Origin of the sequence: Paenibacillus lemnae, assembly GCF_012933385.1 — a bacterium.
GTDB classification, from domain to species: domain Bacteria; phylum Bacillota; class Bacilli; order Paenibacillales; family Paenibacillaceae; genus Paenibacillus_AQ; species Paenibacillus_AQ lemnae.
In genome coordinates this window covers 15122-31258 of record NZ_JABBPN010000018.1, presented here as the reverse complement: position 1 = coordinate 31258, position 16137 = coordinate 15122, and the positions used below count along the sequence as shown (strand labels likewise).

The window sequence follows — 16137 nt, the reverse complement described above, 5'->3', positions numbered from 1 at the left end:
TGTTAGCCCTCCAGTTCATAGCGGTAATCTTCAACCACCGTATTCGCAAGCAGCTTCTCGCACATTACTTTCAGACGATCTTCCGCCTCTTGACGGTCATCCGTGTTCAGCTCAACTTCCATATACTTGCCGATCCGAAGGCTTTCCACTTCCTGAAAACCCATGGAATGAAGTGCGCCTTGTACCGCAACACCCTGTGGATCCAAAACGCTCTGCTTAATGGTGACATATACCTTTGCTTTCAACATGTCTTCTTTGTTCCTCCTCGGTATCGTATATGAATTAGGAATGATTAAGTTCGGATGCCGTAATCCGGCGGTAAATATCGGTATACCGGCGCGTGGTTTCATCCACCACATGCTCCGGCAGCGGTTCAGGCTTGCTGTTCTTGTCCCAGTCGGTTCCTGCCAAGTAGCTGCGGACCGGCTCTTTATCCATGCTGTCAATCTCGATGTCCAGCTCGTATTTGCTCTGATCCCAGAATCTTGAGGAATCGGGCGTGAAGATTTCGTCAATCAGAATGACCTTGCCGTCCAGCAGGCCGAACTCAAACTTGCAGTCTGCCAAAATAATGTCGCGCTCGGCGCAGTAATCACGGGCAAAGCTGTACAGCATCAGACTTTTCTCCTGAAGCTCCAATGCCAGCTCGTCGCCGACCATCTCCTTCATGGTATCCATGGAGATATCTTCATCATGCCCCACATCGTTCTTGGCAGCCGGTGTAAAGATCGGCTTCGGAAACGCCTCATTCTTGCGCATCCCCGCCGGCAGCTTGATGCCGTTCACCTCACCGGTGGTCTGGTACTGACGCCAGCCTCCGCCTGTAATGTAACCGCGGACCACGCACTCGATATCGATGCGTTCCGCACGCCTCGATACCATAACCCGTCCGTCCAGCGCTTCCGGATCCTTGGCGACAGCACCCAGTTCCCGTACATCGGTATGGACCACATGGTTATCGATCAGACCCTTGGTGAGATCAAACCAGTAGCTGCTGAGCTGATTCAGCACGGTTCCCTTGGCAGGCACCGGCGGATCAAGCACATAATCAAATGCCGAGATGCGGTCTGTGACCACAATCAGCAAATGTTCCCCCAGATCGTAAAGCTCCCTTACCTTGCCTTTGTACAGCAGCGGCGCATCAATCAGGTCCACAGCTGTGGACAGCGCGCGAGACACCATATTCTCCACTCCCTTTGAGGGGGCCGCGTAAGACAGCGGCCTTTGTTCTATTTCAAGCCCAGCTTGTCAAAAATCGTATCCACATGCTTCAGATGCCAGCTTGGATTAAAGGCATCCTCAATCTCTTCACCACTGAGCACTTCTGTAATTTCCGGTGTACTTTCCACGATTTCGCGGAACTGGCGCTGTTCTTCCCATGCCTGCATCGCTCTCGGCTGTACGGTATCGTACGCCTGCTCGCGGCTGAAGCCCTTGTCGATCAGCTTCGTCATAACACGCCCGGAGAACGGAACACCGAAGGTCCGCGCCATGTTGCGCTTCATATTCTCAGGGAATACGGTCAGGTTCTTCACAATATTGCCGAAGCGGTTCAGCATATAGTTCAGCAGCATCGTCGCATCCGGCAGAATGATCCGCTCCACGGAGGAGTGGGAAATATCGCGCTCATGCCAGAGCGGCACGTTCTCGTATGCAGAAACCATATGTCCGCGAATCACGCGGGCAAGACCCGAGATATTCTCGGAGCCGATCGGGTTCCGCTTGTGCGGCATCGCCGAGGATCCTTTTTGACCTTTAGCAAATGCTTCTTCCACCTCGCGAACCTCACTCTTCTGCAGGGCACGCACTTCGGTGGCGAACTTGTCCAGCGATGTCGCAATCAGTGCGAGGGTCGCCATATATTCAGCGTGACGGTCACGCTGCAGCGTCTGGGTCGAGATCGGCGCAGGCTTGGTGCCCAGCTTCCGGCAGACGAACTCTTCGACGAATGGATCAATGTTCGCATACGTGCCGACAGCACCGGAAATTTTGCCAAACTGTACATTGTCTGCTGCATGGCGGAAACGCTCCAGGTTGCGGACCATCTCTTCGTGCCACAGAGCCATTTTGAGACCGAACGTAGTCGGTTCAGCATGAACGCCGTGCGTGCGGCCCATCATCGGGGTGTGCTTGTATTCCAGTGCCTTCTCACGCAAAATTCCGATAAACCGAAGCAGATCCTGCTCCAGAATTTCATTCGCCTGCACCAGCAGATAGCCGTTCGCTGTATCCACCACGTCTGTGGAAGTCAGCCCGTAATGCACCCATTTGCGCTCACTGCCCAGGCTTTCTGATACGGCGCGTGTAAAAGCGATCACATCATGACGGGTTTCCTGCTCGATTTCATAAATCCGATCAATATCAAATGAAGCATTCTCACGCAGCGCCACGGTGTCCTCTTTCGGGATCACGCCCAGCTCGGCCCACGCCTCACATGCGCACAATTCTACTTCCAGCCACGCTCTGAACTTGTTTTCCTCGGTCCATACGGCCCGCATTTCCGGTCTGCTGTAACGTTCAATCATTGATTAAGCCTCCAAATATTAGTCTGCTCTATCCACTTCAAAGCATCTTCCACATCACCGCAGAGCAGGTTGATATGACCCATTTTGCGGCCGTGCTTGCTTTCGCTCTTTCCATATAAGTGAAGCTTCGGCACAATGCCGAGCGAATCCGCTAATTCATCTCTCTGTGTCACACGGTTTACGGCCTCTTCCAGATGCTGTCCCAGAATGTTAACCATGACCACAGGACTTAGCAGTGTAGTATCCCCCAAAGGCAGTCCGCAGATCGCACGAATATGCTGCTCAAACTGGGAAGTCACACATGCCTCCATCGTATAATGACCGGAGTTATGCGGTCTGGGAGCCACTTCGTTGACGTACAGCTCACCTTGTTCTGTCAAGAACATCTCAACAGCGAGCAGTCCGGCAGCTCCTAAACCTTCGGCCACCTGCTCCGCCAGCTGACAGGCTCTGCGCTGAATCTCGCTTGGAATGCGGGCCGGCACAACCGAAACATGCAAAATATTATCCACATGCACATTCTCCGCGGGTGGAAAGCTTCTAACCTCTCCTGCCGGCGTCCGTGCCGCAATGACCGAAATTTCACTGCTGAATGCAATGAATTTCTCCAGCACCAGCTGCGTACCGCCTGAAGACAGCCTGTTATAAGCTTCTTCCAGCTGACCGCCTTCTCTGAGCACAGCCTGTCCTTTGCCGTCATAGCCACCGGTCGCTGTCTTCAGCACACAAGGAAGCCCCAGCTCTGAAGCCGCAGCCTCAAGTTCAGCCAGACTCTTAATCTCCCGGTAAGGCGCAACAGGTACGCCGGCTGCTTCGATGGCTGCTTTCTCACGAAGCCGGTTCTGTGTCGTGTACAGCAGCGTGCTTCCCTGCGGTACGTAGGACTGCTCCTCCAGGAGCGAGGCCACACCGGCATCCACGTTCTCGAATTCGTACGTGATCACATCCGCCCGGGATGACAGCTCTTTCGCTGCCTGCACATCGTCATAGGATGCGGTAATCTGGGGTGCGAGCTGTCCCAGCGGTGAATCAGGGGTCGGATCAAGCGTGATGAAGCGATAGCCCATCGCAATACCATCCAATGCCATCATCCGGCCGAGCTGGCCGCCGCCTAGTACGCCAATGACCGAGCCCGGCGGAAGCACATGATTGTGAGCGGCATGGTTTCCACTGCGTTCCTTGACGTCACTCATAGACTGTCACTGCCTTTCAGCACCTCGTCCCGGGTGCGGTCACGGCGTTCCTGCACTCTTGCACGGATCGACGCATCACCAGCCCCCAGAATCTGGGCTGCAAGCAGTCCAGCGTTGACCGCACCTGCGCGGCCAATAGCCACGGTTGCCACCGGCACGCCGCCCGGCATCTGGACGATAGACAACAGCGAGTCCAGCCCATTCAATGCCTTCGATTGAACCGGAACGCCGATCACCGGAAGCACCGTCTTGGCTGCCACCATTCCTGGCAAATGAGCCGCACCGCCTGCACCGGCGATAATGACGCGAATCCCGCGTCCTTCCGCTTCTTCCGCATACTTGAACATCAGATCCGGCGTCCGGTGAGCGGACACCACCTTTTTCTCATATGTTATGCCCAGATCATCCAGCACCTCACATGCATGAGACATGGTTTCCCAATCCGATTGACTGCCCATAATGACTGCTGCTTGTACCGACATGCTACACCCGCTTTCCCCAAGATTAACAACTATATTATAAAAAAAACCAGGTTCCCGCCATGCAATTTCGCAGGGGTACCCGGACTAAAGGGAATACCGGACCCTCTCTATGACAACATCATAAAAGGCACAGGACGCGTCCACACAGCGGCTGCCGGCAAAGCGGCAGGCTGTTCTGGCGGCAGCTGACTGCCGGTCCGCCGTATTCCCTCGTAGTCCGAAAATTTACGGTTTTCGGGTAGAGACTTCCGGGCCGTATTCCCGGCGTTATACGAGACATATAAATTATTTAATCACTTCATGCTATAAATCATACTCTAAATCATTTACGTTATAAATTCATCTTTTATATGATCAGTTTAACAATCTCTAACACTGGATGTCAACCTAAACACGAACGTTTAGATAATTGTAAAATTTAATGTTCGTTTTTTGTAAAACCTTATATTTACGAACCATTCAAAAAAAAGGAATGCCCTCCGGCATCCCTCTAGTCCTTGTCGTTATCCTGTTCTTCACTTAATGACCAGCACCGGCACACCCGCATGCTGCACAACATTATGACTGACGCTTCCCAGTACAAACTCACGGATTCCGTTCAGTCCGCGGCTGCCGATGACGATCAAATCCACATCATGCTGCACCGTATATTCCAGAATGACGTCCGCCGGGGAGCCCTGAATCATATGCACATTTCCTTCGACTCCGGCCTCCGCCATCCGTTCCTTAAGTTCATTCGTGGTCTGTTCTGCCAGGTCGAAAATTTCCTTGTTGACCGAAGCTGGAATCGGCGCAATGCCTTCCCCCACAAAAAAACGCGGATATTCATATACATGCACAATATCAAGAGACGCTTCCGGTGTAACTCTGGCCAGTTCAACGGCCCGCCCCAGTGCCTTGACCGAGACCTCGGATCCATCATAAGCAAGCAAGATATTTTTGAAAAGCACAGGTACCACCTCATTTCCTGGGTTAAAGAGAGTCGTTCTCCATTACCCGTGATCTCAACAAGATGAAACGAACCTGCACCTGCGCTGTGCTTAACAGATCACTTCCACAAATATGTATATAAAACAGCATTCACGAACACCAGTAACGGCACGCCGAGCGTAAAAGACAAGTGTCTGGTCTTATGCCGCTTGCGGTACATCGCTCCCCAGACACCCAAGGCTCCCCCTGCAGCAGCCAGCAGGAACAGTGTTTTTTCCGGGATCCGGTCCCTGCCCATACGCGCACGGCGCTTGTCCTCCGACATAACCAGATATGCTACCAGATTAATAAACACGAACCATGACCCCAGTGCTGTTCTCACTCAAAAAGCCCCCTTATGCATTCTCCCTGGCTTTATTATAAAACCGGCAGGAATGGAACACAATTCAGGGGGCATCCTAAGATATGCTTTAGCTGCGATACTTTACTAGGATTCCTGCTTCGGAATCTCGTTCAGGCTTGGAACCACATGCTGGGCCTTCTGAGGTTTCAGCGTCTTGCTCTCCTCCAGAATACTGGATTTGTTCTGCTGGTTTTCACTTTTTCTCGGCTTGTGGAACGGCATGGCCCTTCACCTCCTGTGTTACTAGCGTGAGCCATTTCAGGCAAGGTTATGCCTGATTGTTTTCTGCCAAAGCTTGCTGCGGCTGGGAGTCATCTTCAAATGGATATTTCAGTCCCCATTGTCCGCGGATGGTGTCCATCAGCTTCATGATATTCAGCGATTCCTCCAGAGGAATGACACTGCTCTCTGTCCGGCCTTCGGCCAGGCAGCGGCCTACTTCTTCTGCTTCATAAACATAGCCGCTGAACTCCCGCTCATGTCTGAAGTGCTCCGGATCCTTATCTGCTTCATGAAGAACCGCTTCATGGGCATATAAGAATCCCGGAACATGAATCCGCCCGTGTGTACCATAGATGACGGCTTCGTCCGTCAGGTTGAGGCGCGTTGCGCCGCTCAAGGATGCCGACTTGCCGTCTTCATACTCAAGCAGTACGGAAAACTGGTCATCAACACCCGTTTCGCAGTAATGGACCGTGCTGTAGATGTTTTTTGGATCTGAACCCAGCAGCATCGATGCAAACGATACGGGATAAATGCCGGCATCCAGCAGTGCCCCCCCTCCAAGTTCCTTGTTGAACAATCGGTGTTCCGGGTCCAGTTCTGCTTTGAAACCGAATTCAGCTTTGACCATAAGAACCTCGCCAATCCGTCCTTCACTGACCCATTTACGAACCTGGACGATAGCCGGCAGGAACCGTGTCCACATGCCTTCCATTAAGAAGAGCTTATGTGCTCTGGCATAGTCAATCAGTTCAGACAGCTCGCCGCTGTTCACCGTAAAGGGCTTCTCGCACAGCACGGCTTTTCCGGCCCGAAGTGCCTGCAGTACATTGTCTTTATGCACTGGATGAGGAGTCGCCACATAGATCGCATCCAGATCTGGGGCCTGAACCAGCTCCTCATAAGAGCCGTAAGTACGCGGGATGCTGAACCGCTCGCCAAACTTTGCAGCACTCTCTTCCGTTCTGGATCCGCAGGCTGCCAATTCCCCGTTATCTGCGTACTTTAAATCTCCTGCAAACTTTTCGGCAATCCAGCCCGTACCCATAATACCCCATTGAATATTCTTCTGGTTATCACTCATATTTTTCTCCTCCTTTGTACACTCGAAATCATAATTATTCCATTATATCCTAACATTTGGAAAGTTAAGTTACTATATTTTTGATTTATACGCTTCATCTACAATCCACTATTCAAAGTCTGCTCGACCCGACCGGCGAAACCGCGCCTCCAGACAAGATAGTTAAGAGCAAATAATATAACTATAAACAAGTAGGTACCATAATCCATTCTGGATGCGATAACGTGGATACCGGCAAACAGGCCCAGAACAACCATCATCCCGAACAGTTTGGCTGTCGTTCCCCCTCCCTGAACCTTTTGAAACGGCTCTGCAAACGGCATATTCCTGCCCAGGAGTTTGTAGGAGATGTACGTGTACAGGAACAAACTAAGAAGCACTGCGATGAGATCAGGAATAATGCGAGTTCCAAATACAGAAACAAACACAACAGCTTCAAACAGATATAAGGGGATGAACAATCTGGATAAAAAAGCCTTCAGCGTTCCTTTATAGATGTCATTCATATCTTTCAGCGGAATCGCCTGGAATATCCAGGAGCCTTTATAGTTGCCTGAGTATTTCAGCATCATAACGACCGTCGGAATCATCGCCCCGCAGAAATAAATAAATAAGTAACTTCGGCCTGACGAGATCTCTGCTAAGCTATTGCCGGTACTCAGGCTCGTAAGGATGAATATAAACGGAATAATGAGCGATAAGCCGAGAGATGGATATACTTTCAGCTTAAACTCCCGTTCTCTGGACATCATGACTGAAGCAAAATGAAAGAAAACCGCTTCATCCTTGTTCCCGCAAATCCATCTTCCGATGATATTCTGCAGAGTAACAAGCCGCCGCTTTCCGGCTTCTCCCTGTTCGGCAAGTTTCTGAAGATGATGCTCAAAGAGAGGCATCAGCCGAATATATATCACAAGAGACACGATCGGAACAATCAAGGCAAGCAGTGTAAAAGCCAGATAATGACCGGTAACCTGCCTGTTCAGCAGCATTTCATAAGGTCCGGCAAACCAGACGGGAGGCAGCAGATACTGCCACCACGCAGGTTCAAAACTCAGGGACAGCGATGAGAAACTAAATAAACGAAACACCAGCTGATAACCCACGGTAATGACAACAGTCAGTCCAATCTGCACGTAATTAATCATATCCTTCAGGGTCTCTCCATTAAAAAATCGAAGAATCAAAAAATAGAGCAGGGCCGTCAGGGTGATCACTAAAAAGTCCAGCCATATGATCTCCACCAAATAAATCAAAAAGAAAGCGGGACCCTGCTTAAAAAGTGAGGCCAGCAGAGAAGGCAGCGTAAGCGCAGCCGTAACCAGCGTCATATACACAAGAATATGTATGACTTTGGCCATGTTCATCGTACGTGCATGGACCGGCCTGGACAGCAGCAGCGATTTATCCCGGATATCCAGCAGCACAGCGGAGAAGTCGGAAATCAGTGAGGTTGACACCATAAAGAAAATAACGGAGAATACAATACTCATTTTGAATAAGTCATTGCCTTCCATCAGCACGAACGGAATTAACACTAATCCAACCAATCCATACAGCCATAAGGAAGATATAAAAAGATTGTCGGAATCTTTCTTGTGAGCCGCGATGGTGGGAGGCCTGCGCCCGTCCATCGTCAGCTTGATCTGCAGAATCAGCCTCAGCTGAGGATACTGAATCCCCATCTTTTCCAGCGGAGTCCGAAACCGGTCCAGCAGCTTTAACGTACGGAATTCCTTCATTCACCCACCTCGTTCACCACAGCAACAAACCGTTCCGCCAGCTCCCGATGCTGATCAAAGCCTGTCAGCTGTGTGAATATATTTTCCAGACTGCTTTCCAGGCTTTTTTCTTTCAGTTCGTCAAAGCTGCCGTCTGCGGCGATACGCCCATCATGAAGCAGAATAATGCGGCTGCTGATTTTCTCGACCACGTCCATAATATGAGAGGAATAAAAAATCGTCTTCCCCTGGCTGGACAGCAGCTCCAGAATCTCCTTCACAACCATGACACTGTTGGCGTCAAGACCGCTGAGCGGCTCATCCAGAAATAAAATATCCGGGTTATGCAGCAAGCTGGAGATCAGCATCACCTTCTGCCTCATTCCTTTGGAAAACGATGATATCCGGCTGTTAAATGCATCTTTGATCCCAAGAATTTCAGCTAGATGTAAACTCCTAAACTCTGCATCCCCGGCATTCATTCCGTACAGCTGACCCACAAAGCTCAAATACTCGAGGGCTGTCAGCGTATCGTAGAGTTCTGCCACCTCGGGCACATAACCGATTCTTCGTTTGTACTCAGGCCCGGCCTCCGCAATGTTCTGCCCAAAAATGTGCACATCGCCGCTGTAACCCTCCACAAGTCCCAGCATAATTTTCACCGTCGTGCTCTTTCCGGCCCCGTTGGGACCGATATATCCAATGATCTGTCCAGGATGGACCTGAAGATCAATCCCGTTCAGCACAAACCGATCTCCGTATCTCATTCTTAAATCTGTAATGGATATAACAGGTTCTGCTTGATTCATATAAGCTTCCTCCTTTCAACAATTTCCTAATTATCCCACAATTGAGATGTCATGAACAGCCAATAAAAACCACCGGCGACAGGTTGATACCCTCACCAGTGGTTTTAACGTCATCTCATATGAAGTTCATACTGCAGGCATCCAAACTCAGTTTTTGTTTTTCTCCATGGCTGCTTTCAGCAGCTCACCGAGGTTGTTGCCGACGGATTCCTGCTTGCCTGCGTACTGCTGAACCAGCTTTCGTTCTTCGCGCTTGTTGATATGCTTGCTGTCCTTGTTCAGTGTCTCCGTAATGCCGCAGCCCAGACACTGGACGAAGAGTCCGGCCTTGCCTTCTTTCATCTCCATCTTCTTGTGGCACTGCGGACAGCGGCGGTTGGACAATCGCTTCTCGCCGGAACGCTTGTATCCGCAGTCATCGCTCGGGCATACCAAGAGCTTGCCGCGCTTGGTCTTCTTCTCCAGCAGCCGAGTATTGCAGTCCGGGCAGTGGCTGTTCGAGACATTGTGCGGCTTGTACTCCGCCTCACTGCCCTTGACGCCGGCCACCAGTTCCTTTGTCATCTCCCGGATTCCGCGGATGAAGGGCTCAGGCTTGCCTTGTCCCTTGGCAATCCGCTCCAGATCAGCTTCCCAGCGTGCTGTAAGTTCCGGCGTCCGAAGTGAGGAGGCAACCAGCTCGATCAGCTGTTTTCCCTTCCCTGTCGGGTGCAGCGAGGAGCCCTGCCGCTCAATCGTATCAGAGCTGACCAGCTTCTCGATAATATCGGCGCGTGTCGCCGGTGTACCGAGACCATGCTTCTCCATCTGGGTCAGCAGCGCAGCTTCCGTGTAACGCTTCGGAGGCTGGGTGCGGCCCGGCTTGACGATACAGCGGCGAACGGTGACCTGCTCGCCTTCGGTTAGCGGCGGCAGCAGCTTCCCGGAAGGCCCGGGACTGCCCGCGTCCTGATTGTCCTCGTCGCTCTCATCATCATAATCGCCGCCGTATACTTCACGCCAGCCGCTGTCTTTCACGGTCGTTCCCTTGGCGTACAGCTGTTCTCCCTCGATCTGAACCGTTACAGATACAGCATCATATCTAGCCGGCGGGTAGAACAGGCTGATAAACCGCCGTACGATCAGGTCGTACAGCTTGCGTTCCTCTGTGCTCAGCTTGTTCAGCAGCACAGTCTCCTCGGTTGGAATGATCGCATGGTGGTCACTCACCTTGCTGTCATCGATGATCCGTTTGCCAGGCTGCAGATTTTTGCGCAGCAGCGGACGGGCCAGTGCGGCATACGGTCCAATCGCTACGCTCTCCAGCCGCTCTTTTAAAGTAGATACCATATCGCTGGTCAAGTAACGGCTGTCTGTCCGCGGATAGGTGACCAGCTTATGCTGTTCGTATAGCTTCTGCAGCACGCTGGACGTCTGTTTTGCAGAAAAACCGAAGCGCCGGTTGGCATCCCGCTGCAGCTCTGTCAAATCGTAAGCCAGCGGATGGGGTTCGGATTTCTCACTCTTTTTCACCGTGATCACGCGTCCGGTTCGTCCGTCCAGCTTTTCCTTCAGCAGTTCGGCCTGCTTGCGGTCAAAGATCCGGCCGTCACCGCCGGAACCCCGCCATGCCGCTTCAAAGGCGCCAAAATCGAGGCTAATTGTATCGTACTCCTGTGAACGGAAGTTTACGATCTCCTTCTCCCGCTCCATAATCATCCCGAGCGAAGGCGTCTGAACACGTCCGGCGGACAGCTGTGCATTAAACTTGCACGTCAATGCACGTGTAACGTTAAGCCCGACCATCCAGTCAGCTTCGGCACGGCAGCGCGCCGATTCGTACAGCCGGTCGAACTGACTGCCTGGCTTTAGGGAAGCGAAGCCCTCTCGGATCGCTTTATCCGTCTGCGACGAAATCCACAGCCTTTTGAACGATTTGTTCCACTTCGCCATTTGAAGGATCCAGCGTGCCAGCAGTTCACCCTCACGTGCTGCATCAGTTGCAACAATCATCTCGTCGATGTCCTTGCGCTTCAGCAGATGCTGAACCGTCTTGAATTGGTGGCTCGTTTCACGAAGCACCTTCAGGTTCATGCGCTCCGGCAGAATCGGCAGATCCTCCAGCGCCCAGGTCTGATATTTATGATCATAGTCTTCCGGCTCTGCAAGCCCCACCAGGTGGCCTAACGCCCAGGTCACGACATATTTAGGTCCTTCAAAATAATTTTTGTGCTTCTCGCGGCTCCCCATGACCCGCGCAATCTCTCTTGCTACCGACGGCTTTTCTGCCAACACCAATGCTTTCATAGCCCTCCCCCTTTCTCATAACTTTTATTATACCACGTTCCGTTTTTGCCGTTGTATTGTCGCTGCCAATTTTGGTCGTAGATCACTTTCTCAACGAGCTGCCCCCTGCCACAGTGCCTATCCCCGTCCAGTCAGTCCAGTCCAGTCCAGTCCAGTCCAGTCCAGTCCAGTCCCAAGCAGCATCCATGATTAAGCTTGGTTTTCAAGCTTATTTCTTGAAAAAACAGGGCCATTGTCACATTAAGCCTGATTTCCAATCTTATTTCTCCACTTTTCTCCAAATTCTCATCCACAGCCGGACTTTCAGCGAGTTTAAGATTGTTTTTCAGGCTTAACGTATACGCGGCAGGAAAAATGTGACAAATAAGCTTGATTTTCAAGCTTATTCCTAGCGACTGACGCGACTGACGCAACTCATCCGACTCACTCATCTATATAGAATGAACTAATAAATTACATGCGAATACACAGTCGGTCAATAACTTCATTAACTTCATTGTCTGGGATGTATCCGTTTCATGAAGGCTGCGATGTGCAAGTGAGCGAGTGAATGTGGTAACGGCTCTAACGGACATGGAGTCCGTTAGAGTTGGCCTAAGTCACTCGCCATTCATGATGCTCTATGAAGGGAACCTTCAGCGGAGGTGACAAGTGATTTGGGAGATGCCGCAGCGGTCGTAAGATCACTTGCCCTCGCAGCCATCCAGAACGGTAACTGTTAACTTTAGTCTATCTAACGTGTCGCACGCGTCCCACCATCACACAGCAAAAAGAGGCCGCCCCACAAGATCCAAGATCTTGCGAAACAGCCCCTTTGGCAAATTCACATCTACTTCTCACAGTCATCTTCCAGTCATCCATTCCCACCTACTTCTTACGGTCCTCCACATATTTGCCCTGCTCCGGTACGGCCAGCTCCTTGAAATTCGTCGCCAGCCGGTGCAGGGACTCCTGCAGCTCGCCGCCGGACATGGACACACCATGACCCGTGACGGCTATTTTGGGGTTGAGCGCAGCCAGCTTTTGAACCGATTCTTCCGCAGCACCCCAGTCCGGCGTGAAATACATTGGCGGGCCGTGCAGCTCCCTCTTTTGACCGACAACGGCCAACGCGGATTCCTGTTTGACGGTGATGAACGCATCGCCGGCAATCAGGGCACCATCCCGCTCGCGGAACAAGGAGATGTGCCCGGGACTATGGCCCGGCGTATAGATCCAGCGCCATTCCGGCAGCGCGGGTACACTGCCATCTTCGTTCAGGGCCTGAACGGTCGAACCGAGATCAATTGCATCGTTCGGATAGGCCTTCGCCAATCGCGCCATCATCCCGCCGCCGACACTGGGATCACCTGGCGGATAATCCGCCTCCCCAGTCAGATAAGGCAGCTCAAGTTGGTGAGCGAATACCGGAATGTTATAGCGGTCAGCGAGCTCTTTTACATTACCTACATGATCAAAGTGTCCATGCGTCAAAATGATGCATGCCGGCGGCCTGCCAAAGCGCTCTTCGGCAGTTTCTACAATGGTATCCTCAAATTTACTCATACCTGTATCCACTAATACCCAGTCTCCTGCCTGGCGATCCCCCACCATCAGCAAATTGACCATGACGGTACGCAGTGACAGAATATCCGGAGCTACCTCTTCGGTCTCCACTGTACCTGTTTTCAGCATACTGTGCTCATTCATCTTTATCCCTCCAGTTCAGTCATAACGGCTTCTTACTTATACCTTACCCGTAATGAGCCTTTTCAATTGGTTGGAAGCTCGGTTATTGAATCGTCTTATACATCCGGTCCAGGTAGCGCCAGCGAGTGATCAAGAAGAACAGAATCTGAACACCCAGGAAAAATATAAAGATTTTGATGGTATGGCCCAGGATTGAGAAATCCACAAGCTGCTGCAGTGCCAGGAAGGCGACCCCGCTGTGGATGACCGCGATCACGATCGGCAGAAAGAACATGATGGCAAGCTGCTGTGTGACGATCTTTCGGAGCTCACGGCGGCTCAGACCTACTTTGGCGATCATCCGGTACTGCTGCTCATCCCGGGACAAATCGGCGTAAAGCCGAAAATAAATAAAGCTGGCTGCGAAGGTGAAGAACACGATCCCGATCAAACCGCTGACCATGAGCATTACACCGTTTTCTTGACGGGAACTTTTCCATTCCGAGTAAAGCGATGTAAAATAGCTGCTGTATTCCCCGTCACCTTGATCTAGAGCGGCTGCGATGGCAGAAGAGACCTCCCCTGTTTCCTTCCAATCTTCTACATAAAAAGTGTGATGGACCGGAGCGGTCACCTCATCCTCTTGAGCAGCATGAAACCGCTGAAACCTATCATCGGGAATCACAAGCGCATTCCCGTATAAATGGGGAATTACGATCAACTCTTCAGCTCTGACCACCTTTACGGTCTCGGCCAATATACCGGACATGATCTCTATTTCCTCGGTGTCCACACCTTCCAGGCGAAGCCGGTTGCGTTCCCCCACGCTTCCGGGTGTCAAAATACTTTCATCTCCTGCTAGACTACTTTCCTCGAGCCCCATGGATGCCAGCAGCCCGTTATATTGACTCAACGTGATCAGGGGATATCCGTTATCGGAGGTCATCAAATTAAAACTTGCTTCACGATACTGAATACCGGACTGCTCCAGCTCATGACGAATCATATTCAGCTGTTCCTCCCCCTTCTTACGATCTTCTTCAAAAGAAACAAAAGTGAACGCATAGGGGTTTTCCATGCCGGACAACCCGGGATCTCCGACTGTGAGTGCCGTGCCGATGCCAGTAAACGCCGAGGCTGAAATTATCGTAACCATAAAGAACATGACCGCATTATCCCGGATCCGGTAGATCAGTTCGGATATGGTCAGCAGGTTGGTTTTCCGAAAAAAAACATGCGGTTTACGCTGCAGTCTTTTCATATAATAGACGCTGAACTGGGTGTACAAAAAATACGTTCCTGTAATAACAAGCACGACCCCGCCAAACAGCAGGGGCAGTGAAAAAATCTGCAGCACTGCAAATACCATCACCATCACATACCCGCCTCCCATGAGGAGCACCGCAAGGATGGCAAGCCAGACCGACGCTTTGGGAGCAGATTTCGGTGTTTCGTCTGATTTCACCAGCGAAATCAGTGTCCCTTTTCTTAGAAGGATCGATGAAAACAACGCGACCACAATGAACAAAACGGCATACGCCCCTACCGTCAGCAGCACGGCTTTACCCGGGACATAAAAAGGCAGGCCCTCATCCACCGCAAGCAGGCTTGCACTAATCAGCAGGGTCAGCTTGGAGAAGATCAGGCCTGCACCGATGCCTCCTGCAATGGCGGCAGCTCCGATGACCAGGTTCTCGATGAACAGCATACGGTTCAGCTGCTTGCGCGACATGCCGAGCACGAGCAGAATACCGAACTCTTTTTGACGCACCTTCATAAAAGCGCCGACAGAATAGAGCAGGAAAAAGAACGAGAACACGAACACAATCACCTGCGAAACCTTCATCCCCATCGTACCAAGCTGGCTTACGGTTCCGCTGGAGGACATGATCCCATTCTCCAGATTCGGATGAAAGGCAAGCATCGCATAGATGAAAAACACCATAACAGAGAAAGCACTGCTCATAAAATGAGCGATATATGTTCTCTTGCTGCGCAGGACGTTGTTAAGGGCGAACTGGCGAAAATTCATGGCCTGTCCCTCCCAGCAGTGATAATACATTCAGGATTTTTTGATAAAAAGCGCCCCGGTTGTCGCCGCAATGAATCTCGTTGTACAGCTGTCCATCTTTAATAAATACGACCCGGTTGCAGTAGCTGGCTGCTACCGGATCATGCGTCACCAGCATCATGGTGTCCCGGTTCTCTTTGTTGCGCCGTTCCATGATCTCCATGACATCTCTGGCAGATTTGGAATCCAGATTCCCTGTCGGCTCATCCGCCAGCAACAGCTTAGGTTGATGGATCAAAGCGCGGGCCACTGCAGTACGCTGGGCCTGGCCGCCTGAGATCTCATACGTACGCTTGTCCAGGATCGGGGTGATCCCGAGATTGTCTGCAAGATGGGCGATACGGTCGTTCATCTCCGCAACCTTCACCCCGTCCAGAGTAAGTGGAAGCAGGATATTTTCTTTAACGGTTAAGGTATGGAGAAGATTAAAAGACTGAAACACAAACCCCAATTCCCTGCGCCGGAACATTGCCAGCTCATCCTGGGACATTGTGAATGGATTTTGTCCACTGATCGTGATCTTTCCGGATGTCGGAGTATCAATGGTGGATATCATATTAAGCAGTGTGGTTTTGCCGCTGCCTGACGGACCCATAATACCTACAAATTCACCTGCTTGGATCGTGAGATTGATATCGGACAATGCCACTTGAGACACCGCCCCTTTGTACACTTTCCCGAGATTTTGCACCGAACAGATTTCCATAGCCAAAAGCCTCTCTTTCATTTCACTTCGTTGATCT

The 16137-nt window shown here is 51.3% G+C and carries 16 protein-coding genes and 1 riboswitch; all 16 genes read right to left on the bottom strand.

Annotated features, from left to right (window positions below; translation table 11 throughout):
* Nucleotides 1-2: 2 nt before the first annotated feature.
* Nucleotides 3-248, bottom strand: coding sequence for a phosphoribosylformylglycinamidine synthase subunit PurS (gene purS / locus HII30_RS16755; protein WP_169506204.1), 246 nt, complete (start codon nucleotides 246-248; stop codon nucleotides 3-5).
* Between the two features lie 34 nt (nucleotides 249-282).
* Nucleotides 283-1182, bottom strand: coding sequence for a phosphoribosylaminoimidazolesuccinocarboxamide synthase (locus tag HII30_RS16750; protein WP_169506203.1), 900 nt, complete (start codon nucleotides 1180-1182; stop codon nucleotides 283-285).
* A 47-nt stretch (nucleotides 1183-1229) separates the two neighbouring features.
* On the bottom strand, nucleotides 1230-2525 hold the full coding sequence (gene purB, locus HII30_RS16745) for an adenylosuccinate lyase (protein WP_169506202.1): 1296 nt from the start codon (nucleotides 2523-2525) through the stop codon (nucleotides 1230-1232).
* The gene (purK, locus tag HII30_RS16740; protein WP_169506201.1) at nucleotides 2522-3718 is read right to left on the bottom strand and encodes a 5-(carboxyamino)imidazole ribonucleotide synthase; all 1197 of its coding nucleotides are present in this window, start codon (nucleotides 3716-3718) and stop codon (nucleotides 2522-2524) included. The genes purB and purK overlap by 4 nt, the downstream gene beginning before the upstream one ends.
* Nucleotides 3715-4200, bottom strand: coding sequence for a 5-(carboxyamino)imidazole ribonucleotide mutase (gene purE / locus HII30_RS16735; RefSeq protein ID WP_169506200.1), 486 nt, complete (start codon nucleotides 4198-4200; stop codon nucleotides 3715-3717). The genes purK and purE overlap by 4 nt, the downstream gene beginning before the upstream one ends.
* A 193-nt stretch (nucleotides 4201-4393) precedes the next feature.
* Nucleotides 4394-4495, bottom strand: a riboswitch (purine riboswitch).
* A gap of 220 nt (nucleotides 4496-4715) precedes the next feature.
* On the bottom strand, nucleotides 4716-5150 hold the full coding sequence (locus tag HII30_RS16730) for a universal stress protein (protein ID WP_169506199.1): 435 nt from the start codon (nucleotides 5148-5150) through the stop codon (nucleotides 4716-4718).
* A 98-nt stretch (nucleotides 5151-5248) separates the two neighbouring features.
* Complete coding sequence (locus HII30_RS16725; protein WP_169506198.1) at nucleotides 5249-5512, bottom strand: DUF1294 domain-containing protein; 264 nt, start codon at nucleotides 5510-5512, stop codon at nucleotides 5249-5251.
* A 105-nt stretch (nucleotides 5513-5617) separates the two neighbouring features.
* Nucleotides 5618-5755, bottom strand: a complete 138-nt coding sequence (locus HII30_RS16720; RefSeq protein ID WP_169506197.1) for a hypothetical protein — start codon at nucleotides 5753-5755, stop codon at nucleotides 5618-5620.
* Nucleotides 5756-5801: 46 nt separating this feature from the next.
* Complete coding sequence (locus HII30_RS16715) at nucleotides 5802-6839, bottom strand: Gfo/Idh/MocA family protein (protein ID WP_169506196.1); 1038 nt, start codon at nucleotides 6837-6839, stop codon at nucleotides 5802-5804.
* A gap of 98 nt (nucleotides 6840-6937) precedes the next feature.
* The gene (locus HII30_RS16710) at nucleotides 6938-8581 is read right to left on the bottom strand and encodes a hypothetical protein (RefSeq protein ID WP_169506195.1); all 1644 of its coding nucleotides are present in this window, start codon (nucleotides 8579-8581) and stop codon (nucleotides 6938-6940) included.
* On the bottom strand, nucleotides 8578-9369 hold the full coding sequence (locus tag HII30_RS16705) for an ABC transporter ATP-binding protein (RefSeq protein WP_169506194.1): 792 nt from the start codon (nucleotides 9367-9369) through the stop codon (nucleotides 8578-8580). The genes HII30_RS16710 and HII30_RS16705 overlap by 4 nt, the downstream gene beginning before the upstream one ends.
* Nucleotides 9370-9516: 147 nt before the next feature.
* Nucleotides 9517-11655: a DNA topoisomerase III gene (locus HII30_RS16700; protein ID WP_169506193.1), complete on the bottom strand. Its 2139-nt coding sequence runs from the start codon at nucleotides 11653-11655 to the stop codon at nucleotides 9517-9519.
* 131 nt (nucleotides 11656-11786) lie between these two features.
* Complete coding sequence (locus tag HII30_RS16695; protein ID WP_169506192.1) at nucleotides 11787-12086, bottom strand: hypothetical protein; 300 nt, start codon at nucleotides 12084-12086, stop codon at nucleotides 11787-11789.
* Between the two features lie 436 nt (nucleotides 12087-12522).
* The gene (locus HII30_RS16690; RefSeq protein ID WP_169506191.1) at nucleotides 12523-13344 is read right to left on the bottom strand and encodes an MBL fold metallo-hydrolase; all 822 of its coding nucleotides are present in this window, start codon (nucleotides 13342-13344) and stop codon (nucleotides 12523-12525) included.
* Nucleotides 13345-13426: 82 nt separating this feature from the next.
* The gene (locus HII30_RS16685) at nucleotides 13427-15355 is read right to left on the bottom strand and encodes an ABC transporter permease (RefSeq protein ID WP_169506190.1); all 1929 of its coding nucleotides are present in this window, start codon (nucleotides 15353-15355) and stop codon (nucleotides 13427-13429) included.
* On the bottom strand, nucleotides 15330-16100 hold the full coding sequence (locus HII30_RS16680; protein WP_169506189.1) for an ABC transporter ATP-binding protein: 771 nt from the start codon (nucleotides 16098-16100) through the stop codon (nucleotides 15330-15332). Before HII30_RS16680 ends, HII30_RS16685 begins: the two co-directional genes overlap by 26 nt.
* Between the last annotated feature and the right edge of the window lie 37 nt (nucleotides 16101-16137).

Excerpts from the sequence above, each read along its gene's own strand:
- purS (WP_169506204.1), bottom strand. The coding sequence starts at position 248 with ATGTTGAAAGCAAAGGTATATGTCACCATTAAGCAGAGCGTTTTGGAT.
- HII30_RS16750 (WP_169506203.1), bottom strand. The coding sequence starts at position 1,182 with ATGGTGTCTCGCGCGCTGTCCACAGCTGTGGACCTGATTGATGCGCCG.
- purB (WP_169506202.1), bottom strand. The coding sequence starts at position 2,525 with ATGATTGAACGTTACAGCAGACCGGAAATGCGGGCCGTATGGACCGAG.
- purK (WP_169506201.1), bottom strand. The coding sequence starts at position 3,718 with ATGAGTGACGTCAAGGAACGCAGTGGAAACCATGCCGCTCACAATCAT.
- purE (WP_169506200.1), bottom strand. The coding sequence starts at position 4,200 with ATGTCGGTACAAGCAGCAGTCATTATGGGCAGTCAATCGGATTGGGAA.
- HII30_RS16720 (WP_169506197.1), bottom strand. The coding sequence starts at position 5,755 with ATGCCGTTCCACAAGCCGAGAAAAAGTGAAAACCAGCAGAACAAATCC.
- HII30_RS16715 (WP_169506196.1), bottom strand. The coding sequence starts at position 6,839 with ATGAGTGATAACCAGAAGAATATTCAATGGGGTATTATGGGTACGGGC.
- HII30_RS16710 (WP_169506195.1), bottom strand. The coding sequence starts at position 8,581 with ATGAAGGAATTCCGTACGTTAAAGCTGCTGGACCGGTTTCGGACTCCG.
- HII30_RS16705 (WP_169506194.1), bottom strand. The coding sequence starts at position 9,369 with ATGAATCAAGCAGAACCTGTTATATCCATTACAGATTTAAGAATGAGA.
- HII30_RS16700 (WP_169506193.1), bottom strand. The coding sequence starts at position 11,655 with ATGAAAGCATTGGTGTTGGCAGAAAAGCCGTCGGTAGCAAGAGAGATT.
- HII30_RS16695 (WP_169506192.1), bottom strand. The coding sequence starts at position 12,086 with ATGAGTGAGTCGGATGAGTTGCGTCAGTCGCGTCAGTCGCTAGGAATA.
- HII30_RS16690 (WP_169506191.1), bottom strand. The coding sequence starts at position 13,344 with ATGAATGAGCACAGTATGCTGAAAACAGGTACAGTGGAGACCGAAGAG.
- HII30_RS16685 (WP_169506190.1), bottom strand. The coding sequence starts at position 15,355 with ATGAATTTTCGCCAGTTCGCCCTTAACAACGTCCTGCGCAGCAAGAGA.
- HII30_RS16680 (WP_169506189.1), bottom strand. The coding sequence starts at position 16,100 with ATGGAAATCTGTTCGGTGCAAAATCTCGGGAAAGTGTACAAAGGGGCG.